Genomic DNA, 20,257 nt, shown 5'->3' on the forward strand with positions numbered 1-20,257 from the left:
GAATGAAAATATGTTTTATTGGTGCAGGTAGTGTAGTATTCACAAGAAATCTTCTAAAAGACTTAAGTTTATTTCCAGAATTTAAAGATTTAGAAATCGTCTTAATGGATATAGATCCAGAGAGATTAGAAGTAGCTAAAAAAATAGCAGAAGAGATAAAAGAAACTAAAAAACTAAAATGGTCTATAAAAAGTTATTTAGAAATGAAAGAGGCCATAAAAGGCTCAAGTTATGTCATAAATACAGTACAAATAGGAGGAAAAGAAGCTACATATGTAGATTTTGATATATCTGAGAAATATGGTTTAAGACAAACCATAGGAGATACTCATGGTATTGGCGGAATAATGAGATTTCTAAGAACAGCACCATTCTTTAAAGAATTAGTAAGAAATATTGAAGAATATGCTCCTAACTCATTACTTATTAATTTTACAAATCCTATGTCCATGAATCAGTGGTTCATAAATGAAATATCAAATATTAAAAATATAGGTCTTTGCCATTCCATACCATACACTATTGAGCAATTAGCAAGCTACATAGATGTGCCCGTAGAAGAAATAAATTACAAGGTAGCAGGAATAAACCATATGGCATGGGTCTTAGTTTTTGAAAGAAAAGGTGAAAATTTATATCCCTACCTATTTAAAGCAATGGAGAAAAAGGAAATTTATAAAAAAGACTCAGTAAGATTTGAAATATTAAGAAGATTTCATTATTTTGTAACTGAATCCTCAGAGCATAATGCAGAATATTTCCCATACTTCTTAAGGGACAATGATTTGATTGAAAAACTCAATATCCCTATAAGAGAATACATAAGAAGAGTGGAAGAGAATGAAAAAGTCTTTGAGGCTTTTAAGAATTATTATTTGAGAAATATAAAAGAAGAATATAATTTAATAAAAAGATTTTATGGTGATGACAATACAGATACCTCTAAAGAATACGCAGTTCAGATTATTCATGCATATGAAACCAATGAGTCTAAACAAGTATATGGTATCGTAAGAAATAAAGGAATTATAGAAAACTATCCATATGATTGTATGGTAGAAGTACCATGCTATGTAGACAGAAATGGAATTTCCCCTCTCCATATTGGTAAAATTCCAGACCAACTTGCTTCATTAAATATTATGCAAATAAATGTACAAAGATTAGCAGTAAGAGGAGCAATAGAAAGTAATAAAGATTATATTTACTATGCTGCCCTTTTGGATCCTGTAGCTTCTTCTCTCCTATCCCCTGAAAAAATCCATAAATTGGTAGATGAACTACTTGAAGCCCATAAAAAATATTTAGGAGATATGTTTGAAAGAAAATAGGAGGAATTCAATATGTGGCTTAATAAGGATTATTTAAGGAAAAAAGGAGTATATTCCATATGTACATCGAACTTTTTTGTGATAGAGACATCCTTAGAATATGCTGAAGAAAATGATGATTATATACTGATTGAAGTTACACCCCATCAAGTAAATCAATATGGAGGATACTCAGGAATGACTCCTGAAGATTTTAAAAACTTTGTTCATAGACTGCTGAAAGAAAAGAACATAAAAGAAGAAAGAGTTATCTTAGGTGGAGACCATTTAGGACCTCTACCTTGGCAAGAAGAAAAAGCCTCTTCAGCAATGAAAAAAGCAAAAGATCTTGTAAAATTATTTGTTGAAAGTGGATATAAAAAAATACATTTAGATTGTAGTATGCCCTTAGGAGATGATCCTCCCATATTAAATATGGAAACTATTGCAGAAAGAGAAAAAGAACTTTTAGAAGTAGCAGAAAATGCGGCAGAAAGGCTTAATATTAAACCAGTTTATGTGGTAGGGACAGATGTACCTGTAGCAGGTGGAGGTGAGAAAGAAGGAATAACCTCAATAGATGAATTTAAAAAATCTCTCTCTGCCTTTAAAAAATCCTTTCAGAGTTTTCCCCATATATGGGATAGAATTATAGGGTTTGTAGTAATGTTGGGCATAGGTTTTGATAATGATAAGGTTTTCGATTATGATAGAAAAAAAGTTATAAATCTTTTAAATAAAGTTAGGGAAGAAGATTTATTTATTGAGGCCCATTCTACTGATTATCAAACTAAAATACATTTAAAAAAGATGGTAGAAGATGGTATAAGAATTTTAAAAGTAGGCCCTGCTCTTACTGCGTCCTTCAGAAGAACCCTTTTTATTTTAAACTTAATCGAAAACGAACTGATACCAAAAGAAAAAAGATCAAATCTTAAAGAAATTGTTCTACATGTGATGAAGAAGAATGATAAATATTGGTCTAAATATTATAAAGAAGAAAATACTGATAAGGATATTTTATATAGCCTATTGGACAGGATAAGATATTATTGGGAATTTCCTGAAATTAAAAGATCTCTTCAAATTTTATTGAAAAACCTCTCTGAAAATATAGATATGAGATTTATATATCAATATTTTTATGACGAATATTATCTCATAAGAGAGGGAAAAATTAAAAATAAAGTAATAGATATAATAAAGCACGAAATTAAAAAAACCTTAGAAGATTATCACTATGCAATTCATATATAATTTTTTAAAGTTTCTCCATCTACCACTCCCTCCATAGGTCCCTTCTTTGTTACACTCAAAGCTCCAATAATATTTGCAAGTCTTAATGCCTTCTTAATATTATATCCTTGCAATATACTTGCTATAAATCCTGCATCAAAACAATCACCAGCTCCCGTAGGATCAACCTCATCTACTGGATATGGATCTACCCTATAATGTTCCTCTCCATAATAAGCTTCTGCTCCCCTTTTTCCTTTCTTTATTACAATGATTTTTATCCCAAATTCTCTCAGCTTATCCAAAGCTTCTTCCATACTTTGAGATTCAGTTATAGTCAAAATCTCTATCTCTCCTGACAAAACTATATCTGATTTAGAAAGAATATACTTGAGAGTTTTTAAATATTCTGGGGATAAACCCAATTCAACCCTAATATTGGGATCAAAAGATACCATTTTCTCAAATGAATAAGCCAAATCAACAGCCTTCATTATAGCATCTTTCATATTTTTACTTATTGCCAAAGAACATCCCATAATATGTAAACATTTTACATTTTTTATCAAATCCTCTGTAATATCTTCTGAAAAAACCTGACTTGCTGCTGAATGAGGAAGATGAAAAATAAATTTTCTTTCCCCATTTGAAAAATAAGTAACAAAAGCAATACCAGTTATATATTCTCCAGTTCTTTTTATCAGATCAGTTTGAATCCCGTCCCTCTTTAACCTTTGATAAACCATTTCTCCAAAATCATCTTCCCCAACACATCCTATTATTCCCCCTCGGAGCCCTAATTTTACAATCTGATCAATAAAAATTGCAGGAGCACCACTCGAGTAAGGACCTAATAACTCTCCAGGATGCAAAAAATCCTGATCCAAATTTTTGGCCATCATCTCTACAAGTATTTCACCTACAGTTAAAACATCAAGTTCCATACAATATACCCCCTATCTTATTTTTGTTTAATTATATCTCAGATCATACCCATTATAAGGTATAAAATATGGTATAATCTTAAAATACAAAGAAATAATTTAGGAGGAAACATATGTGTCTTGGAGTACCATTAAAAGTTGTGGAAGTTAGAGAAGATAACACTGCTCTTGTGGACATGGGAGGTCCTACTCTTGAGATAAGTACTATCTTTACCCCTGAGGTAAAAGTAGGAGATTATGTTTTAGTACATGCTGGCTTTTCTATTAGTATTCTAAGCGAAGAAGAGGCTAATGATATATTCTTAGCATTAGAAGAGATTGAAAAGTAAAGTGGATATTAAGGAAGTAGTAGAAAGAATAAAAAAGATATCAAAAAAAGAGATAAATATAATGGAATTTTGTGGTACTCACACTCATGAAATCTTTCGTTATGGAATTAGACAACTCTTACCTGAAAACATCCATCTTTTATCAGGACCTGGATGCCCAGTTTGTGTAACATCCGAAGAAGATATTGATTATATAATAGAACTTGCCCAAAATCATGACTTAAGCATTATAACCTTTGGAGATCTAATAAATGTACCAGGAAACAATGGCAGTCTAAATTATCTAAGAGCCAAAGGTAAAGAAGTAATAGTAGTATATTCTCCTTTAGAATCTGTAAATATAGCTAAACAAAAACCAAATAAAAAATATTTACTTATAGGCATAGGTTTCGAAACTACAGCCCCTAATTTAGCCTTTACTTTAATAAAAGCTAAGGAGGAAAATATCAAAAATCTATATTTTCTCTCATTACACAAACTAACACCTCCTGCCATGAAAGCTATCCTTGATATGGGAGAAATTAAAATTGATGGGATTATTGGCCCCGGACATGTATCTACAATAATTGGCAGAAAAGGATGGGAAGAACTATTTAATACATATAAAATTCCTTTTGTAATAATGGGATTTAAACCTGAAGAAATATTATACGGACTTTATTGTTTGGTAAAAATTATAGAAGAAGAAAAGCCAGCTCTTATCAATGCCTATGAAAAAAGTGTAAAAGAAGAAGGAAACAAAACCGCATTAGAATATATGTATAAAGTATTTAAAAAAGAAAGCGCCAGTTGGAGAGGTTTAGGTATTATAGATGAAAGTGGACTTGTTTTAAATGAAATATTTGAAGAATTTGATATCCGAAAAATATATCCTCAAAAACCAAAGAGTTTAAAATCAAAAAACAATTATTGCCGATGCGGAGAAGTGTTAAGAGGAGTGATAAAACCTACAGATTGTCCTCTTTTTGGAAAATCCTGCACACCTGAAAGTCCAAAGGGACCTTGCATGGTATCCTCAGAAGGCACATGTTCAGCCTATTACATTTATGGAGGAGAATAAATGGAAGATATTATCCTTCTTTCTCATGGAAATGGGGGAGAAGCAACAAGAAAACTTATAGAAGAAGAGATATTGAAATACCTTGGAAATGAAATCTTAGAAGAACTATTAGATTCTGCTCTTATAGATATAAAAGGGAAAATTGCCTTTACTACGGATTCTTTTGTAGTATCTCCTATCTTCTTCAAGGGTGGAGATATTGGCAAACTTTCCATATACGGTACCATAAATGACCTCTCAGTAATGGGAGCAAAACCTCTTTATATAAGTGTAGGATTTATCTTAGAAGAAGGTCTATCTCTAAAGGATTTTAGAAAAATATTAGAATCTATAAGATCTGCTATAGATGAATGTGATGTTAAAGTAGTAACCGGCGATACAAAAGTGGTAGAGAAAGGAAAAGGAGACAAGATTTATATAAACACAACGGGTATAGGAGTAATAGAGGATGGAGCAAGCTGGCATGGTAGAAAGATAGAAGAAGGTGATATTGTAATTATAAATGGAGAGATTGGAGAACATGGATTATCAATAATGCTGGAAAGATTGGGAATAAAAACCGAAGAAATAGAATCAGATCTTGCTCCACTACATAACCTAACTCTTCCACTTTTAAAAATCAGTAGCGGAATAAAATTTATGAGGGACCCAACAAGAGGAGGAGTTGCTGGTATACTAAATGAAATCGCTCAAAGATATAATGTGGAAATTGAGATAGACGAGGAAAAAATTCCTGTAAAACCATGGGTTAAAAATGCCAGTGAGATTCTTGGTATAGATCCCCTATACTCTGCTAATGAAGGAAAAGTAATTATCGTTGCAGATAAAAAAGAAGAGAAAAAAATCATGGAATTTCTGAGAAATCACCCTTTAGGACAAAAAGCACAGGTAATTGGAGAAATAAAGGGTATGGGAAAAAGAGTTTACTTAAAAACTAAAATGGGGACAAAAAGGGTAATAGATCCTCTAAAAAAGGATCTTTTACCAAGAATTTGTTAAAATCTAAGAATTAGGAAGGAGAATAATTTCATGAGTAAAGTAGCAGTGTATAACGCAGATTATAATAAAGATGAATTAAAAGAAAAAATTTTAAAAGCTTTTGATCATTTTAAGCTGCCAGATTTTAAAGGAAAAAAGATTTTTATTAAACCTAATCTTCTTATGGCTGCACCTCCAGAAAAAGCTATTACAACTCACCCAATTTTAATAGAATCTTTAATAGAAGTACTTAAAGAAAAAGGAGTAAAGGACGTATATATTGGGGACACCCCTGGAAACACAGCTACAAATATGGATCATCTATATAGAATAACAGGGTTAAAAGAAGTTGCAGAACGACAAGGAGCAAATCTTGTTAATTTATATACCTATGGAGTTATGAATATTAAGAGTGATCTTGCAGGAGAAATACCAATAACAAAATTTATAAAAGAAGTGGATTACATAATAAATGTACCAAAGTTAAAAACCCATACCTTTATGCTAATTACATGTGCTATAAAAAACACATTTGGTCTTGTACCCGGCATGAATAAATCAAAAATGCATGCTATTGCAATAAATCCTGAGAAGTTTGCCCATATTTTGGTGGATATATTTAAAGAAGTAAACCCCTTAATAAATATCGTTGATGGAATTATAGGTATGGAAGGAGAAGGACCATCTGCTGGTAATCCAAGAAGATTTGGGAAATTAATAATAGGAGATGATGCAGTTGCGGTAGATGTAATATCAAGTATAATCCTTGGATATAGTCCTCAAGAAATATTCACAAATTTGATAGCCTATAAGAAGGGACTTGGAGAGATAGATATAGAGAAAATTGAGATTATCGGTGAAGAAAAAGATAAACTTTACAATCATAATGTAGCAAAGGTTAAAAACTTCTACTCCATAACAAAAAATTTACCATCTTTTATGGGTAATATAGCTTCTTTTTTATTTAACAAACTAATACGACAATATCCTGTTATTGATGATACCAAATGTATAAAATGCAGAATATGTGAGAATGGTTGTCCTAAGAAAGCTATATCTTTAATAAATAATAAAATGTTTATAGATTACAGTAAATGTATATCTTGTTTTTGTTGTCATGAACTTTGCCCCCAAGAATCAATCAGACTTGAAAAAAGTTTATTAGCAAAACATATATTTAGAGGATAAATTAATCTTCCTCCAAAGATAAAATTTTTCTTCCAAAAATGGAGATGAGAAGAACAAAAATCAAAACCATTATAGTGGATAAAGTATATATAAAACCTAAATCACCCTCTTCAACACCTACAGATATTCTTAAAGCTTTACCCACATAATAAAGGGGCAAAAAACGAGCTAAAATCTTCAGATAATTAGGCAGAAAATCAAGAGGAAAATATACACCTGAAAAGAAAAGCATTATATTTACAAGTAAGTTCCCTACATTATTTGCAGTTTGTGGCTCTTTAAATAAAGCAGTTATTATAATACCTAATGCCATCATACCAAGAATTGAAGAGAATAAAGACAATAAAAAGACACCCCAATTGACTGAAAAGTTAAGATTAAAAATAATTTGGGCTACAAAAAGAACAAGTATACACGATAAAATACTTAAAATAACATTAGCAAAAACCATACCTGATACAAATGATAAAGGGCTTATTGGAGTTATTGCAAATCTTTTTAATACCTTCCTTTTCCTATAATATCCAAAAAGAGCAATCATAGTAAATATAGATCCTGAAATAGAAAAACTTAAAACACCAGGAATGCTATATCCTAAGCTTGTTACACGAGCTTTACCAGGCTCAATAAATTCTTCTTCAACTTTAACAATTCCCCTTCCCTTGCCTATCTCATGGAGCGCATAAACATTAGCGAGATTTTCTCCAAGAGTCCTTAAGAATGGTTTCTGCTGAAAACTTGAAAAGTTAATTAATAAATTAAATTCACTTTTGTCAAATATCACTCCCCCATCTATATACCCCTTTAATACCTGATTCCTTAATTCTTCCTCATTATCTACTAATACAACTTTCATATCTCCTAACTCTTTTAATACTTGAACAAGATCACTATTATCTTTAATAATTCCTAAAGAAATACCATATTCGTTAGTACCTGCAGCACTTCCACCAAAAACAAAGCCAAATATTATGACAAAGATAAGAGGAAGTATAATGGTAAAGAGAAAGGTAAAGGTATCTCTATAAAAACTTTTTATTCTATAAAATGCAATATTAATAAATGCTCTCATGTTAATTCCATATCTCTATATTTTTTAATAGATATCAGCAAAAAGATTAAAAAGTAAACTAAAGGAATCAAAATAGTTAAATATATAGGATATGGTGAAGGCATAATACCAAGCGTATCCCTTATACCCGCAGCCAAATACGTGATAGGATTAATAACAACAATCCACTTTACAAACCACGGCACATCATTCACAGGAAAGTAGATACCCCCAAGAAATTGTAATGGAAAATTAAGAATCTGCCCTATCACATTAGCTGAATTGGTGTTTTTAGCTACCGCTGATATAAAAAATCCAAAGGTAGAAATGGTAAACATGGTAAGAAATACATAAAAAATAAAATAGAAAGAGAAAGGATTAACAGAACTTTTATAAATCACCTTTCCCACAAAGGAGAGAACCAAAATCTGAAGAATAAAAAAATAAAAGCGAGAGAGAAAATAAGATAGGAAAAAATTAAGAGGTGAAATAGGGGTTAACTGAAATCTTTTTAATATTTTACCTTCCCTATACCAGGAAAGTTCTTGCCCAATTCCAAACATTCCTGTAAAAAATATAGCAATTATAATCATCCCCGGAAATATGAAATCAACATATGAAAATCCCTTTTTGCTACCTAATATTTCGCTTTTTACCTTATATTCATGAATATCTGTTAGCCTTTTTACAAATTCTAAATTCATTCTATCTATAATACTTCTTACAACCATACTTGCAGCTTGAGAAGAAAGACTATGCCTCAAGGTATAAACTCTAATTGGTACTGGATTTACATCAGCCCCAAAAATTCTCATAGTAATATTAGAAAGTATTAAAGAATCAAATCCTTCGGGAATTTCTACTATAAGTTTTGTCTTACCCTTTTTCAAATCTTCAAGTAGTTTTTCTCCAATACTAATATTTTTAAAAATTTTTAAATTAAATATCTTTTCTTCTCCTTTACTTAGATCTTCAAATACGTTGTAAATAATATTTGAAAAATCTCCTGATTCATTTTTTACCAAATAAATATCAAAATTAACCCTCTTTACTTCATATAAAGATGAAAAAATAGTTATAAGAATCATCATTAAGATTGCTGGAAATGCGATACACCAAAAAATATAAGCTTTTTCCCTTATAGCAGATTTAAAAAAATAGATTGAATTTTTAATAATCATCATTCTTCTCTAAGCTGTCTTCCTGTTAATGTTAAAAACACATCTTCTAAATTTGGCTGTCTTATAGTCTCATTTCTAACCTTTATACCTTTTCCTTTAGCTATCTTTAAAAGGTTCTCAATAGCCTCTAAAACATTGTTTGTCTTAATCACAAGACGCTTATTCTTAGAATTAAATACATAATTCAATCCCATATTATTTAAATCTTCTAAAAAGCTATGATTTTCTTCCACATCCACCTCAATTACACTTTCCCCTCCTATACTTCTTATTAGATCTTCTGGCGTACCCTCTGCTATTATTTTTCCATGATCCATAATACATACCCAATCAGCTAAAAATTCTGCTTCTTCCATATAATGTGTTGTAAGAACTATAGTTTTACCTTTCTTCTTTAGATCCAAAAGAAGATCCCATACACTTCTTCTTGCTTGAGGATCAAGGCCAGTTGTTGGTTCATCTAAAAATAAAAGAAGAGGATCATTAATAATAGCAAGTCCTATAGCAAGTCTTTGTCTTTGACCACCCGAAAGTTTCTCCACATAACTTTTCTCTTTTTCTTTTAAATTAACAAAGTCAAGTACATCATCTACCCTTAGTCCGCGCTTATAAAAACTTCTAAACATAGAAAGAGTTTCCCTTACAGTAAGATGAGAAATAAGATTAGTCTCCTGTAAAGAAACACCTATTAACTCTTTCTCTTCTCTCCCAATTCTATCAACTTGTCTTCCAAATATAGTAATCTTGCCACTATCTGGGGTTCTTAAACCTTCAATTATTTCAAGTGTTGTCGTCTTTCCTGCCCCATTAGGCCCTAAAAGAGTAAAAATAGACCCTTGTTTTATCTTAAAGCTTACACCATCTACTGCTTTAACATTACCATAATATTTTCTTAGATCTTCGACTTCTACAAGAAATTTATGGTTATTCATAAAATATATAGTAGGACAAAATCAAGAGAAAGTCAATTAAAGTTATACATAAAAAGGGAAATTGATATGATGGTTAAAATGTTAAAAAACAATATATTGACTTATGTCTACAAATTATATTAAAATTTCTACTAAATATTTATAAAAAGGGATGGTTAAAATGTTCGTCACTAAAGGTAATATAAAAAGGTTTTTTAGTACTATGTATACAATCGTTTTTATTATTATCTTCCTTTTATCATTAATTCCATTAAAGGCAGAAACAAGCGCTACGCTTAGTGCGGATATTATAGTTATACCTAAAAAACCTATTGGTAAAAAACCGACTAATGGGAATCCATTAATATCCCACAAATTTGGTGCAGATCCAGCTGTTCTTGTATATAACGATAGAGTGTACATATATCTTACTAATGACATTTTAGAATATGATATTAATGGTAATGTAAAAGAAAACTCATATAGTAAAATTAACAAGATCACTGTTATATCATCAGAAGATCTTGCCAATTGGACTGATCATGGTGAAATTGAGGTAGCCGGATCTAATGGCATTGCTAAATGGGCAATGAATTCTTGGGCTCCTGCAGTAGTATGTAAAAAAATAAATGGTAAAGATAAATTTTTCCTTTATTTTTCAAACAATGCCAGTGGTATTGGTGTCTTGACATCAGAATCACCAATTGGTCCTTGGACAGATCCTCTTGGAAAGGCTCTTATTTCTTGGTATACTCCCGGTGTATTGGGAGTTGTATGGTTATTTGATCCTGCTGTACTTGTAGATGATGATGGAAAAGCATATATTTATTTTGGTGGGGGAGTTCCAAAAGGAAAAGAAGAAATGCCTAACACAGCAAGAGTTATGCAGCTTGGCAATGACATGATAAGCGTTATAGGAGAAGCAAAAGTAATACCAGCTCCCTTTATGTTTGAAGACTCAGGGATTAATAAAATAAATAGTTTATATTACTACTCCTATTGTACAAATTTTTACAGTGGACCAAAGCCAGTAGGAAGTCCTCCTGCAGGAGCTATAGCATACATGACAAGTAAAAACCCTATGGGACCCTGGGAATACCAAGGAGTAATATTGAAAAATCCAGGATACTTCTTTATTGTTGGTAGTAATAATCATCATCAGCTTTTCGAATTTAAAGGTAAATGGTATATTGCATATCATGCCCAGACTCTTGCGTTAGACATGGGAGTTGCAAAAGGTTATAGATCACCTCATATAAATGAAGTAAAAATTGAAAACGGAAAGATTAAAGAAGTTATAGCAGATTACAAGGGAGTATCTCAAATAAAACCATTTGATCCTTATAAAACCGTTGAAGCAGAAACGTTCGCATGGTGTGCAGGAATTTCTACAAAGAAAGAAAACGCAAGTAATAACATGTGTTTAACAAATATAGATAATGGGGATTGGATTGCACTATCAAAAGTTGATTTTGGAAACACACCACCGAAGAAATTTGAAGCCATGGTTTCTAATATCAATGGGAAAAGTTATATAGAAATTAGATTAGATTCTATAGACAATAAACCAATTTCTGTTATAGAGATTACTCCACAAAATAATAATTCATCAAGATGGATTAAAGTGGAAGCAGATATCAACAACATAACAGGTACTCACGACTTATATTTTGTTTTTAAAGGTGAAAAAGCAGTTAATTTATTTGATATGGATACATGGAGATTTGTAAAGTAAAAAGAAAATTTATAAATATTGGAGGTTAATAAATAATGACTCATATTAAAATTGAAAAAGACAAACAAATAGGAACTTTTCCTGACAATTGGAAATTTTGTGTTGGTAGTGGTCGAATAGGTCTTGCTCTTCAAAAAGAATATATTGATGCTCTAACTTATGTACAACAGCATATTGGATTTAAATATTTAAGAGCCCACGGACTCCTTCATGATGATGTGGGAATATACCGTGAAGACATAGTAGGAGATAAAGTTCAACCTTTTTACAACTTTACATATATTGATAGAATTTACGATACATTTTTAGAACTTGGTATACGTCCTTTTGTAGAAATAGGCTTCATGCCATCAAAACTTGCTTCTGGTACACAAACTATATTCTATTGGAGAGGAAATGTTACTCCTCCCAGTGATTATAATAAATGGGAAAAACTCATTAAAGCAGTAGTTAAACATTTTATTGAAAGATATGGAGAAAAAGAGGTAGAACAGTGGCCCTTTGAAATATGGAACGAACCTAACCTGAGTGGATTCTGGAAAGATGCCAATCAAGCTGAGTATTTTAAATTATACGAGGTCACAGTAAAAGCTATAAAAGAGGTAGATGAAAACATAAAAGTTGGTGGACCCGCTATTTGTGGAGGAGGAGAACATTGGATAGATGACTTTCTAAATTTTTGTTATAAAAATAATGTACCAGTAGATTTTGTCACACGCCATTCATACACGGCAAAAACCCCAGAATATACACCACACTTTGCTTATCATGATGTAAATCCTATTGATTACATGATAAGGGAATTTAGAGAGGTAAGAAATCAAGTAAAAAATTCACCTTTCCCTAATTTACCCATCCACATAACCGAATACAATAGCTCTTATAATCCTTTATGCCCTATACATGACACTCCCTTTAATGCTGCATACCTTGCAAGGGTTTTAAGTAAGGGCGGGGATTATGTAGATTCCTTCTCTTACTGGACATTTAGCGATGTCTTTGAAGAGGCAGATGTGCCAAGATCAATTTTTCATGGTGGCTTTGGGTTAGTGGCATTTAATAACATCCCGAAACCTGTATTCCATATGTTTACATTTTTCAATGCAATGGGCAAAAAGATATTGTATAGAGATGAACATATTTTAGTAACTCAAAGAGAAGATGGATCTATTGCTATTGTTGCATGGAATGAGGTTATGAGCAAAGATGCAGAACAAGAAAGAGAATATAAGCTCGAAATACCAGTAGAATTCGAAGACATATTTGTAAAGCAAAAATTAATAGATGAGAATCATGGTAATCCATGGAAGACATGGATCGATATGGGTAGACCAAGATTTCCATCAAAGGAGCAAATAAAAACCTTGAAAGAAGTAGCTCAACCCTACATTACCACATGGCGAATGAAAGCAAACAATGGATACATAACATTCAATATAAAACTTGGTAAAAACGCAGTAGCATTGTATGAATTGTCAAAAATTAAAGATGAAACACCTACATACATAGGACTTGATGATAGCAAGATCCCGGGATACTAATATCCTTATATATTAATGTATAAATTCGAAGGAGGAATCTTATAATGGCCATCATGGAAATTAATTTTTATTCAAAGATGCTTAAAAGAAGTACAACACTAATGGCTGTATTACCTGTAGATAGATTTGATAGAAGCTTTTCCAAAAACACAGATATTGATTCAATGAAGACAATATATCTCTTGCATGGATATGCAGGAAATCATATGGATTGGTTATATGGAGCCCAAATAGTAGAATTATCTTTACGTTACAATGTAGCAATATTTATGCCATCTGGGGAGAATAGTTTTTATTTAGATGATGAGGATAGAGAAGCTTATTACAGTAGATTTATAGGCGAAGAACTAATCGAATTTACAAGAAATATATTTCCTATACCGGAAAAAAGAGAAAAAACTTTTATTGGAGGATTATCCATGGGAGGATATGGAGCATTGAGAAATGGCCTTGTTTATAATAATATTTTTGGAGGAATAATTGCTCTATCCTCAGCCCTTATAATTAACAAGATATCAGGCATCACTCCCGATTATAACAATGGCATTGCAAGTTATAAATACTATAGACACGTATTTGGAGATTTAAATTCCTTAATTGGTAGTGATAAAGATATAACAGCTCTTGCTAAAAGGTTAAAAGAAAAAGGAGAAAGTATTCCCAAAATATATATGGCATGCGGAAAAGACGATTTTCTTATTCAAGAAAACAGAGATCTATATAACTCATTAAAACAAGAAGGAATAGATGTAACCTATGTGGAAGATGATGGTACCCATGACTGGCAATTCTGGAATAAATACATATTCAAGGCTTTAGAATGGATTAATAATAATTTTTAAAAATTAATTTACATTTTTACAGACCTTTTTATCATATCTATCTCTTCTTTTGTTAGCTCTCTGTATTCACCAGGGGCAAGATTTTCGTCAAGCCTCAAAGGTCCTATTCTTACTCTTTTTAAATAAATTACTTCATGTTTAAGTTCAGCCATCATGTTCTTTATTATATGATATTTTCCCTCTGTTATAGTAATGAGTATTTCTGATTCTTCTGGAGAAGCTTTTAAAACTTTCACTTTGAAAGGTTTTGTTTTATACTTTTCCTTCCTTAAATATATTCCTTCCTTTTCATATCTTGAAAAATCAATATCTGATACATCACCATCAACAACTACAAAGTATTCTTTTTCTATATTCCACTTAGGATGGGTAATTCTATGAGCCAGTTGTCCATCTGAAGTTATTATAAGAAGTCCTTCTGTATCAATATCAAGCCTTCCTATAGGAAATAGTTTATCAATCATTGGTTCAGAAGAAAATAAATCCATAACTGTTGGGTATTTTTCATCATAAGTTGCAGTAATGTATCCCTTTGGTTTATTAAGCATAAAATAAAAATTTTCTTTATACTCTATTTCTTCACCATCAATATTCACTATATCCTTATTGGGATCAATATGATATGAAGGGTCGTCTATAACCTCTTCATTTACCTTAACAACTCCTGATTTTATAAGTTTTTGTACTTCCTTTCTACTTCCAAAACCTTGATTTACAAGAAATCTATCAAGTCTCATCATCTTTTCTCCTTAAAGGGGAAGAAAGAATAAACTTTCTTCCCCTAAATTTTTAAAATACAAGATGATAAACGGTTAATTGAGGCACTTTTAATTCAAAATAGTTATTCTCAATATTACTAATAGTATCTATTTTCTTAATTTCAGGAGACCTATAATCAAATCCATAAATGGTGCAAGATGTATAAGTATAGTCCCCGTGAATCTTTATCTTAGCAATTCCTTCCTCATCCCACGTTCTATTTATCAAAATAATATGCAACTTATTTTGATCATCTTTGTGTATAGATGCATATACAGGCATCTTCTCCACATCTGATGAGTCTGCTTTTACACATATATCCCCATACTTTGAGCCTTTACCATCATAGTTTAGATAGATGTTATAGGCTGAAGCAGCATAGGAACCACTCTCTGCCCATCTTGTAGCAAGATAAACCCCATATTTTCCAAAAATGCCAAGTACATCCACGAGAGCAATTCCCCCTGATATATGATCTTTTCCACCATAATCAAATTCTGTAATAGCAAGCTTTGTTCCTGGGAAATAAGTATCTATATCCTCCTTTATTCTCGGTATAAGAGGTAAAAATTCTGGAAACCATTGATTTATCCAACTATTCTCACCAGAAGTTATCTGCCCTTTCAAAGAAGTTTTATAGGTTGGATCCCAGAGAGTTCTTGGAGCTTGCATCCTTGCTATAGATATATCTTTATCTTCTGTCCCTTCCCCATCGAAACATATTCTAACTCCAGAAGAAGATCTTGCCTCGGGATACCAATGAATAGACAAAACATCAAGAAGTCTCTTTCCAAACTGCTCAGAAGCCTCTCTCATTTTCTGCAGATAATAGCTTATAAACCACTTATGATTACCTTTTAAATTATTCCAATCTGGAGCATCCTGTAAACTGTAAAATCCCATAAAACCATAGGATTCATAACCAAAAACCATAGCATTTGGATCCATTTCTTTTATTACCTTTGCAAGCTCAATTGATTTTGTAATAAGCTCATTACATGTTACTTTTTGGGGATGAATCCTTGGATGAGTACTATTCCAAAGATCTGGTTCGTTGTCTAAAAGATATCCTTTTATACCTGTTTGGGAATCTGATTTTCCGTACTTTGTTATAAGAAAATTTAGAAGTTCATCTATATACACATAATTATCATTTGTATCAGGATTTAAAAAAAAGGAAGATCCTTTTCTAAATTTCACCTCAGCCCATCTTGCAGATGGAGCTGTTTCATTTTCTGAAACTGTTCCATTTGCATCTTTCGCTACATATCCAGCCATTTGAAGAGTAATAAGACTTATTGCTCCCATATTCAAAGATTTATCATGAAAAGTAGTAAATACTATGCCAGGTTTATTATAATCACTTTGTAGAATTCCCAAAACCCAAGGTAAGTAATAGTCACTACTATGATACCAGTCTGACCCTGCATTAGAAGCATTATTCTCCCAATTATACCCTGTTAACCTATTCCCTCCTATCCTTCTTGCTGTAGCTTTGACCCCTTCTATATCCTGATTTACCCCATATATGTAAGGACTTATTTCAGTCCTACCCTGATAAGGATCTATTGTAATATTACACTCAAAATTTCCTGTTGGCATAACAGTACCGTCATTGGTAGATGATTGTTTTGTACAACCTGCAATAAAAAGAAGAATAACAACAAGAAGTATTATTTTTAAATATTCCATAGTTTATCCTTCTCCTTAGCTAGAAATAATATCTAAATCCTATTGCTCCATCTACATCCAAATTAGTAGCAGGCACAAGATTAAGGGTAGGGACTATTTCAAAAAAGAAATCTAAGGTTGTTCCTTTTGGTATAAAAACTATCCCTAAGGGAACTCTTACACCAAAATTTGTATTATCCTTTGCAAGTATTCTTAATCCTATACCATAATAAAAAGGCATAGTACCTGATGTGGGTTTAAATATTCCATAATTATGGGTTACATAATCGGCTGAGATATGCAATATATTGGCATCTATACTCCAAGCAATGCCAAAATCAAAAGCATTTACCTTATTTTGCCAAAGCCTCAAAGAGATTCCTGTTGGCTCACCAGCAATTATACCTACCCCAAAATTTCCTGCATAAGTCACTGAAAACAAGAAAATTAGAGTTGAAACAAATAAGATTAATCTTCTCACTATAACACCTCCCAAACTACATGAGATAAATATTTAATGCCATTTATTATATCATACAGAAATGAAGTCCTCTAAATATTATTCTGTCTGTTCCTTTATTACAATTGCTGGTGAAATCTTTCCTATTCTTCTTCTACTTAAATATTTAGATAGTATAAAAGCGCCAAAAAGAATAATAAAAGTTAGACATATATCCTTAAATCCTGCATACATCTTCAATGAAAAATCAAGGTCTCTTAAAGCCACATTAATGATATACTTAATGAACGAACTATATAAAGGAATGCCTATTAAAAATCCAAGAAGAAAAGAAACATTATTAAATCCTAAAAACATAGTACTTAATTCTCCATCTCTAAAACCAAGTATCTTAAATATACTTAATGCCTTCCTATTTTCAGTAACAATAAGGGAAGAAAGTATATAGATAATAATAAAGGCCATAAAGAAAGACACAATGTACATCATCTGCAATATCTGGTTCACACTTTCAGTAGAATCATCAAAGGCTTTTATCAAATCTGATTTGCTCATGGATACAATTAATTCTTCATTAGGGATATTTAATTTATCGATGGAATATAGCCCAATAAAAGCCCCATCTTCTAATCCAAAGGTTTTATTAAATTCTTCAAGATTCATATAACCAGTATTTCCTACAAAAAGATCTACTATTTTTGAAATCTTAAGAGAATATCTCTTCCCATCAATTGTATTTATTACCTTTAACATGTCACCTTCTTTTAAATTTAGCTTATCAGCAAGGGCTTGTGATATAACAAACCCTTCTAAATCTACCCTATTTCCTTTGTTATCTCTTAACACAATTAGTTGGGATTTCTTCTCTATTCCGTAAATTGTAATCCTTGTTTTTGTCCCTTCCTTATAAAAGGATAACATATTGAATCTTTCAGAATTAGGATATCTATGATCTTTCTGATAGAAATTAAAAACATACATATAGTTATATCTGAAAGTATTTTGAAATGTATCATAAACAAGGTTTGAAAGAGCTGATCTAGCAGTAATACCATACATTAATATCAAAGTAGAAAAAGCAACACCCAAAATAATTACAATCTCTCTCGAAGGATGAAGAAGAGCATGCTTTATCATTATCCCAAGCTTAAAAGAGAATTTATCTAAAAAACCTATACGAAACCTAACTTTAAATGTCTTTTCTGTTTCTCCTTTTATTATCTCAACTACTTTTTTCCTTAATAGATCTCTTATAGCAAAGAATCCAGAAAACCCCATAAAAACTATTGGCAAAAATATACCCACAAAAAGATCTTTTACAGGAAAGATCTTTTCCACAATTGGTACACTAATGAAAGATACATATAAATTTATAAAACTATCGGAATAGATATAGCCTAAAATTCCACCTGTAATAGCCCCAAAAAGCCATATAAAAAAAGGAAATAACATATATAACTTAGTAATTTCACCCTTACTATATCCAAGAGCATAAAGAGTACCTATCTCCCTATGCATAGAATTAATTAATCTTCTCAAAACAATAAAAAGAAGCAAAGAGGAGATTAAAAGAATAGTAAACGCCATAACATATGAAAGAGGCTTTCCACTTTCTACCTTTCTCTCAGTAACAATAATTCTCCAATTTTCATCTTTTTCTTGAAAAGAGAGTAAATTATATTTTGAATTTATATCTGCCTTGAAAGAATCTACATCATTGATTTTACCTCTTACCATGTAATATCTATAAGCTACACTGGAGATAAATTTTTTCATATCTTCCATATTCATTATTCCAACACCAAAATGAGACGGATCTGGTAAAATATCAGTTTCATTTTTTGTAATATAGATATAATCAGGAAGAGCCACATATCCAGAAATCTTAAAAGGTAATCCATTTATATTTATAGTATCTCCAATCTTCAAATTGTTATTTTGAGAAAAATTGGGATCAATAGCTACCTCTCCTAAACTTGGCATTTTACCTTCCAATATTAATGGCTTATTTACCCTCTCGGTAATATTGAAAAATCTAATGGTTTTATCATCATAGTTATAATCAAAAGTAAATTTTTCCTCTATCTCCACATTATATTTTTTCTCAATCTCTTCTATATCAATAGGGAAAAAGGTAATAAAATGAAAATTTTCTTGTTTGTATTTCTCAACAAAATTTTTGTAATTGATATCTACATTTGTCATAGTTACGCTAAAAATATTGTATACAAAAGAGGCAAGAAAAACTAAAAGAATTATTCCTATAAAATGGGACTTATCTCTCCACATTATCCTTAATGGTATTTTATTGAGCATTACCAAACCACCTCCTCAGCAGAGAGAGGAGTGGCATTATCAATAAATTCAGTAAGTTCTCCACTTCTTAATTTAATAATTTTGCGAGACATTTGAGATATAGCAGTATTATGTGTGGCTATAATGATGGTAGTTCCATACTTTCTATTAATATCTTCCAAAAGCCTCAAAACTTTCTTTGCATTTTCAAAATCAAGGGCTCCGGTAGGCTCATCACACAAAATAATTGCTGGATTTTTTACTACTGCCCTTGCTATAGCAACCCTTTGTTGTTCTCCCCCTGATATTTCAAAAGGGTACTTATCTCTGTGCTCCCACATTCCTACCACTTCTAAGACTTCTTTAGGGTCTAATCCATCTTCAGAAAGATACTTAGTAGAGAGTACATTCTCATAAACAGTAAGGGAATTTACAAGATTATAGAATTGAAAAACAAAACCCAGTTTTCTTCTTCTATAATTTGTTAAAGCTTTATCATCATATCCTGTTATCTCTTCCCCATCCACTATTACTTTTCCTTCGTCAGGTCTGTCTATTCCTCCAATTATGTTTAAAAATGTAGTTTTTCCAGATCCCGAAGGACCAAGTATTACATAAAACTTACCTCTTTCTAATGACATATTAATGTTCTTAAGAGCATTTACTTTAAACTTTCCCACTTGATAGACCTTAGAAACATTTTCTACTTGAATAAACATAAAAACCTCCCCTAAAAATATCCTTATATCCTTTCAATACAATTATG

The 20,257-nt window shown here is 31.4% G+C and carries 18 protein-coding genes; 9 read left to right on the top strand and 9 right to left on the bottom strand.

Going from position 1 to position 20,257, the window contains the following annotated elements; all coding sequences use genetic code 11:
• Nucleotides 1–2 precede the first annotated feature (2 nt).
• Entirely contained in the window at nucleotides 3–1,331 is a 1,329-nt protein-coding gene (melA, locus tag ACY3JJ_RS00565) for an alpha-galactosidase (protein ID WP_463091878.1), read from the top strand.
• A gap of 12 nt (nucleotides 1,332–1,343) precedes the next feature.
• Nucleotides 1,344–2,567 carry a class II D-tagatose-bisphosphate aldolase non-catalytic subunit gene (locus tag ACY3JJ_RS00570; RefSeq protein WP_463091879.1) on the top strand — a complete coding sequence of 408 codons (1,224 nt, stop codon included), beginning with the start codon at nucleotides 1,344–1,346 and terminating at the stop codon, nucleotides 2,565–2,567.
• Here the strand turns inward: ACY3JJ_RS00570 and ACY3JJ_RS00575 are convergent.
• Nucleotides 2,558–3,490: a sugar kinase gene (locus ACY3JJ_RS00575; protein WP_463091880.1), complete on the bottom strand. Its 933-nt coding sequence runs from the start codon at nucleotides 3,488–3,490 to the stop codon at nucleotides 2,558–2,560. The two genes, ACY3JJ_RS00570 and ACY3JJ_RS00575, sit on opposite strands and share 10 nt — an antisense overlap.
• 113 nt (nucleotides 3,491–3,603) lie before the next feature.
• Here ACY3JJ_RS00575 and ACY3JJ_RS00580 point away from each other — a divergent pair, with 113 nt between their 5' ends.
• The 4 genes from ACY3JJ_RS00580 to ACY3JJ_RS00595 are packed head-to-tail and all read left to right on the top strand — an operon-like array spanning nucleotide 3,604 to nucleotide 7,045.
• Complete coding sequence (locus tag ACY3JJ_RS00580) at nucleotides 3,604–3,819, top strand: HypC/HybG/HupF family hydrogenase formation chaperone (protein WP_463091881.1); 216 nt, start codon at nucleotides 3,604–3,606, stop codon at nucleotides 3,817–3,819.
• Nucleotides 3,809–4,879, top strand: a complete 1,071-nt coding sequence (hypD, locus tag ACY3JJ_RS00585) for a hydrogenase formation protein HypD (protein WP_463091882.1) — start codon at nucleotides 3,809–3,811, stop codon at nucleotides 4,877–4,879. Before ACY3JJ_RS00580 ends, hypD begins: the two co-directional genes overlap by 11 nt.
• Nucleotides 4,880–5,878 (top strand): hydrogenase expression/formation protein HypE, encoded by a 999-nt coding sequence (gene hypE, locus ACY3JJ_RS00590; RefSeq protein ID WP_463091883.1) that lies wholly within the window; start codon nucleotides 4,880–4,882, stop codon nucleotides 5,876–5,878.
• Between the two features lie 30 nt (nucleotides 5,879–5,908).
• The gene (locus tag ACY3JJ_RS00595; protein ID WP_463091884.1) at nucleotides 5,909–7,045 is read left to right on the top strand and encodes a DUF362 domain-containing protein; all 1,137 of its coding nucleotides are present in this window, start codon (nucleotides 5,909–5,911) and stop codon (nucleotides 7,043–7,045) included.
• Between the two features lies 1 nt (nucleotide 7,046).
• Here the strand turns inward: ACY3JJ_RS00595 and ACY3JJ_RS00600 are convergent, their stop codons facing one another.
• From ACY3JJ_RS00600 to ACY3JJ_RS00610, 3 genes are read right to left on the bottom strand one after another with little or no spacing between them, the layout of a single operon-like run.
• Nucleotides 7,047–8,117: an ABC transporter permease gene (locus tag ACY3JJ_RS00600; RefSeq protein WP_463091885.1), complete on the bottom strand. Its 1,071-nt coding sequence runs from the start codon at nucleotides 8,115–8,117 to the stop codon at nucleotides 7,047–7,049.
• Nucleotides 8,114–9,280, bottom strand: coding sequence for an ABC transporter permease (locus ACY3JJ_RS00605; RefSeq protein WP_463091886.1), 1,167 nt, complete (start codon nucleotides 9,278–9,280; stop codon nucleotides 8,114–8,116). Before ACY3JJ_RS00605 ends, ACY3JJ_RS00600 begins: the two co-directional genes overlap by 4 nt.
• The gene (locus tag ACY3JJ_RS00610; RefSeq protein WP_463091887.1) at nucleotides 9,277–10,209 is read right to left on the bottom strand and encodes an ABC transporter ATP-binding protein; all 933 of its coding nucleotides are present in this window, start codon (nucleotides 10,207–10,209) and stop codon (nucleotides 9,277–9,279) included. The genes ACY3JJ_RS00605 and ACY3JJ_RS00610 overlap by 4 nt, the downstream gene beginning before the upstream one ends.
• 160 nt (nucleotides 10,210–10,369) lie before the next feature.
• Between ACY3JJ_RS00610 and ACY3JJ_RS00615 the strand changes: the two genes are divergently transcribed.
• From ACY3JJ_RS00615 to ACY3JJ_RS00625, 3 genes are read left to right on the top strand one after another with little or no spacing between them, the layout of a single operon-like run.
• The gene (locus ACY3JJ_RS00615) at nucleotides 10,370–11,923 is read left to right on the top strand and encodes a glycoside hydrolase family 43 protein (RefSeq protein ID WP_463091888.1); all 1,554 of its coding nucleotides are present in this window, start codon (nucleotides 10,370–10,372) and stop codon (nucleotides 11,921–11,923) included.
• Between the two features lie 35 nt (nucleotides 11,924–11,958).
• Entirely contained in the window at nucleotides 11,959–13,464 is a 1,506-nt protein-coding gene (locus ACY3JJ_RS00620) for a GH39 family glycosyl hydrolase (RefSeq protein WP_463091889.1), read from the top strand.
• Between the two features lie 44 nt (nucleotides 13,465–13,508).
• Nucleotides 13,509–14,306 carry an alpha/beta hydrolase gene (locus tag ACY3JJ_RS00625; protein ID WP_463091890.1) on the top strand — a complete coding sequence of 266 codons (798 nt, stop codon included), beginning with the start codon at nucleotides 13,509–13,511 and terminating at the stop codon, nucleotides 14,304–14,306.
• 8 nt (nucleotides 14,307–14,314) lie between these two features.
• Here the strand turns inward: ACY3JJ_RS00625 and ACY3JJ_RS00630 are convergent, their stop codons facing one another.
• The 5 genes from ACY3JJ_RS00630 to ACY3JJ_RS00650 form a co-directional block, all read right to left on the bottom strand.
• A complete protein-coding gene (locus ACY3JJ_RS00630) occupies nucleotides 14,315–15,043 on the bottom strand; it encodes a pseudouridine synthase (protein WP_463092609.1) in 729 nt (242 codons plus the stop codon).
• Nucleotides 15,044–15,095: 52 nt separating this feature from the next.
• Nucleotides 15,096–16,757, bottom strand: a complete 1,662-nt coding sequence (locus tag ACY3JJ_RS00635) for a glycoside hydrolase family 44 protein (protein ID WP_463091891.1) — start codon at nucleotides 16,755–16,757, stop codon at nucleotides 15,096–15,098.
• 19 nt (nucleotides 16,758–16,776) lie between these two features.
• Nucleotides 16,777–17,217: a hypothetical protein gene (locus ACY3JJ_RS00640; RefSeq protein ID WP_463091892.1), complete on the bottom strand. Its 441-nt coding sequence runs from the start codon at nucleotides 17,215–17,217 to the stop codon at nucleotides 16,777–16,779.
• 78 nt (nucleotides 17,218–17,295) lie between these two features.
• Nucleotides 17,296–19,512 carry an ABC transporter permease gene (locus ACY3JJ_RS00645; RefSeq protein ID WP_463091893.1) on the bottom strand — a complete coding sequence of 739 codons (2,217 nt, stop codon included), beginning with the start codon at nucleotides 19,510–19,512 and terminating at the stop codon, nucleotides 17,296–17,298.
• On the bottom strand, nucleotides 19,512–20,210 hold the full coding sequence (locus ACY3JJ_RS00650) for an ABC transporter ATP-binding protein (protein WP_463091894.1): 699 nt from the start codon (nucleotides 20,208–20,210) through the stop codon (nucleotides 19,512–19,514). Before ACY3JJ_RS00650 ends, ACY3JJ_RS00645 begins: the two co-directional genes overlap by 1 nt.
• Nucleotides 20,211–20,257 lie beyond the last annotated feature (47 nt).

Source organism: Dictyoglomus sp. DH (assembly GCF_055181375.1).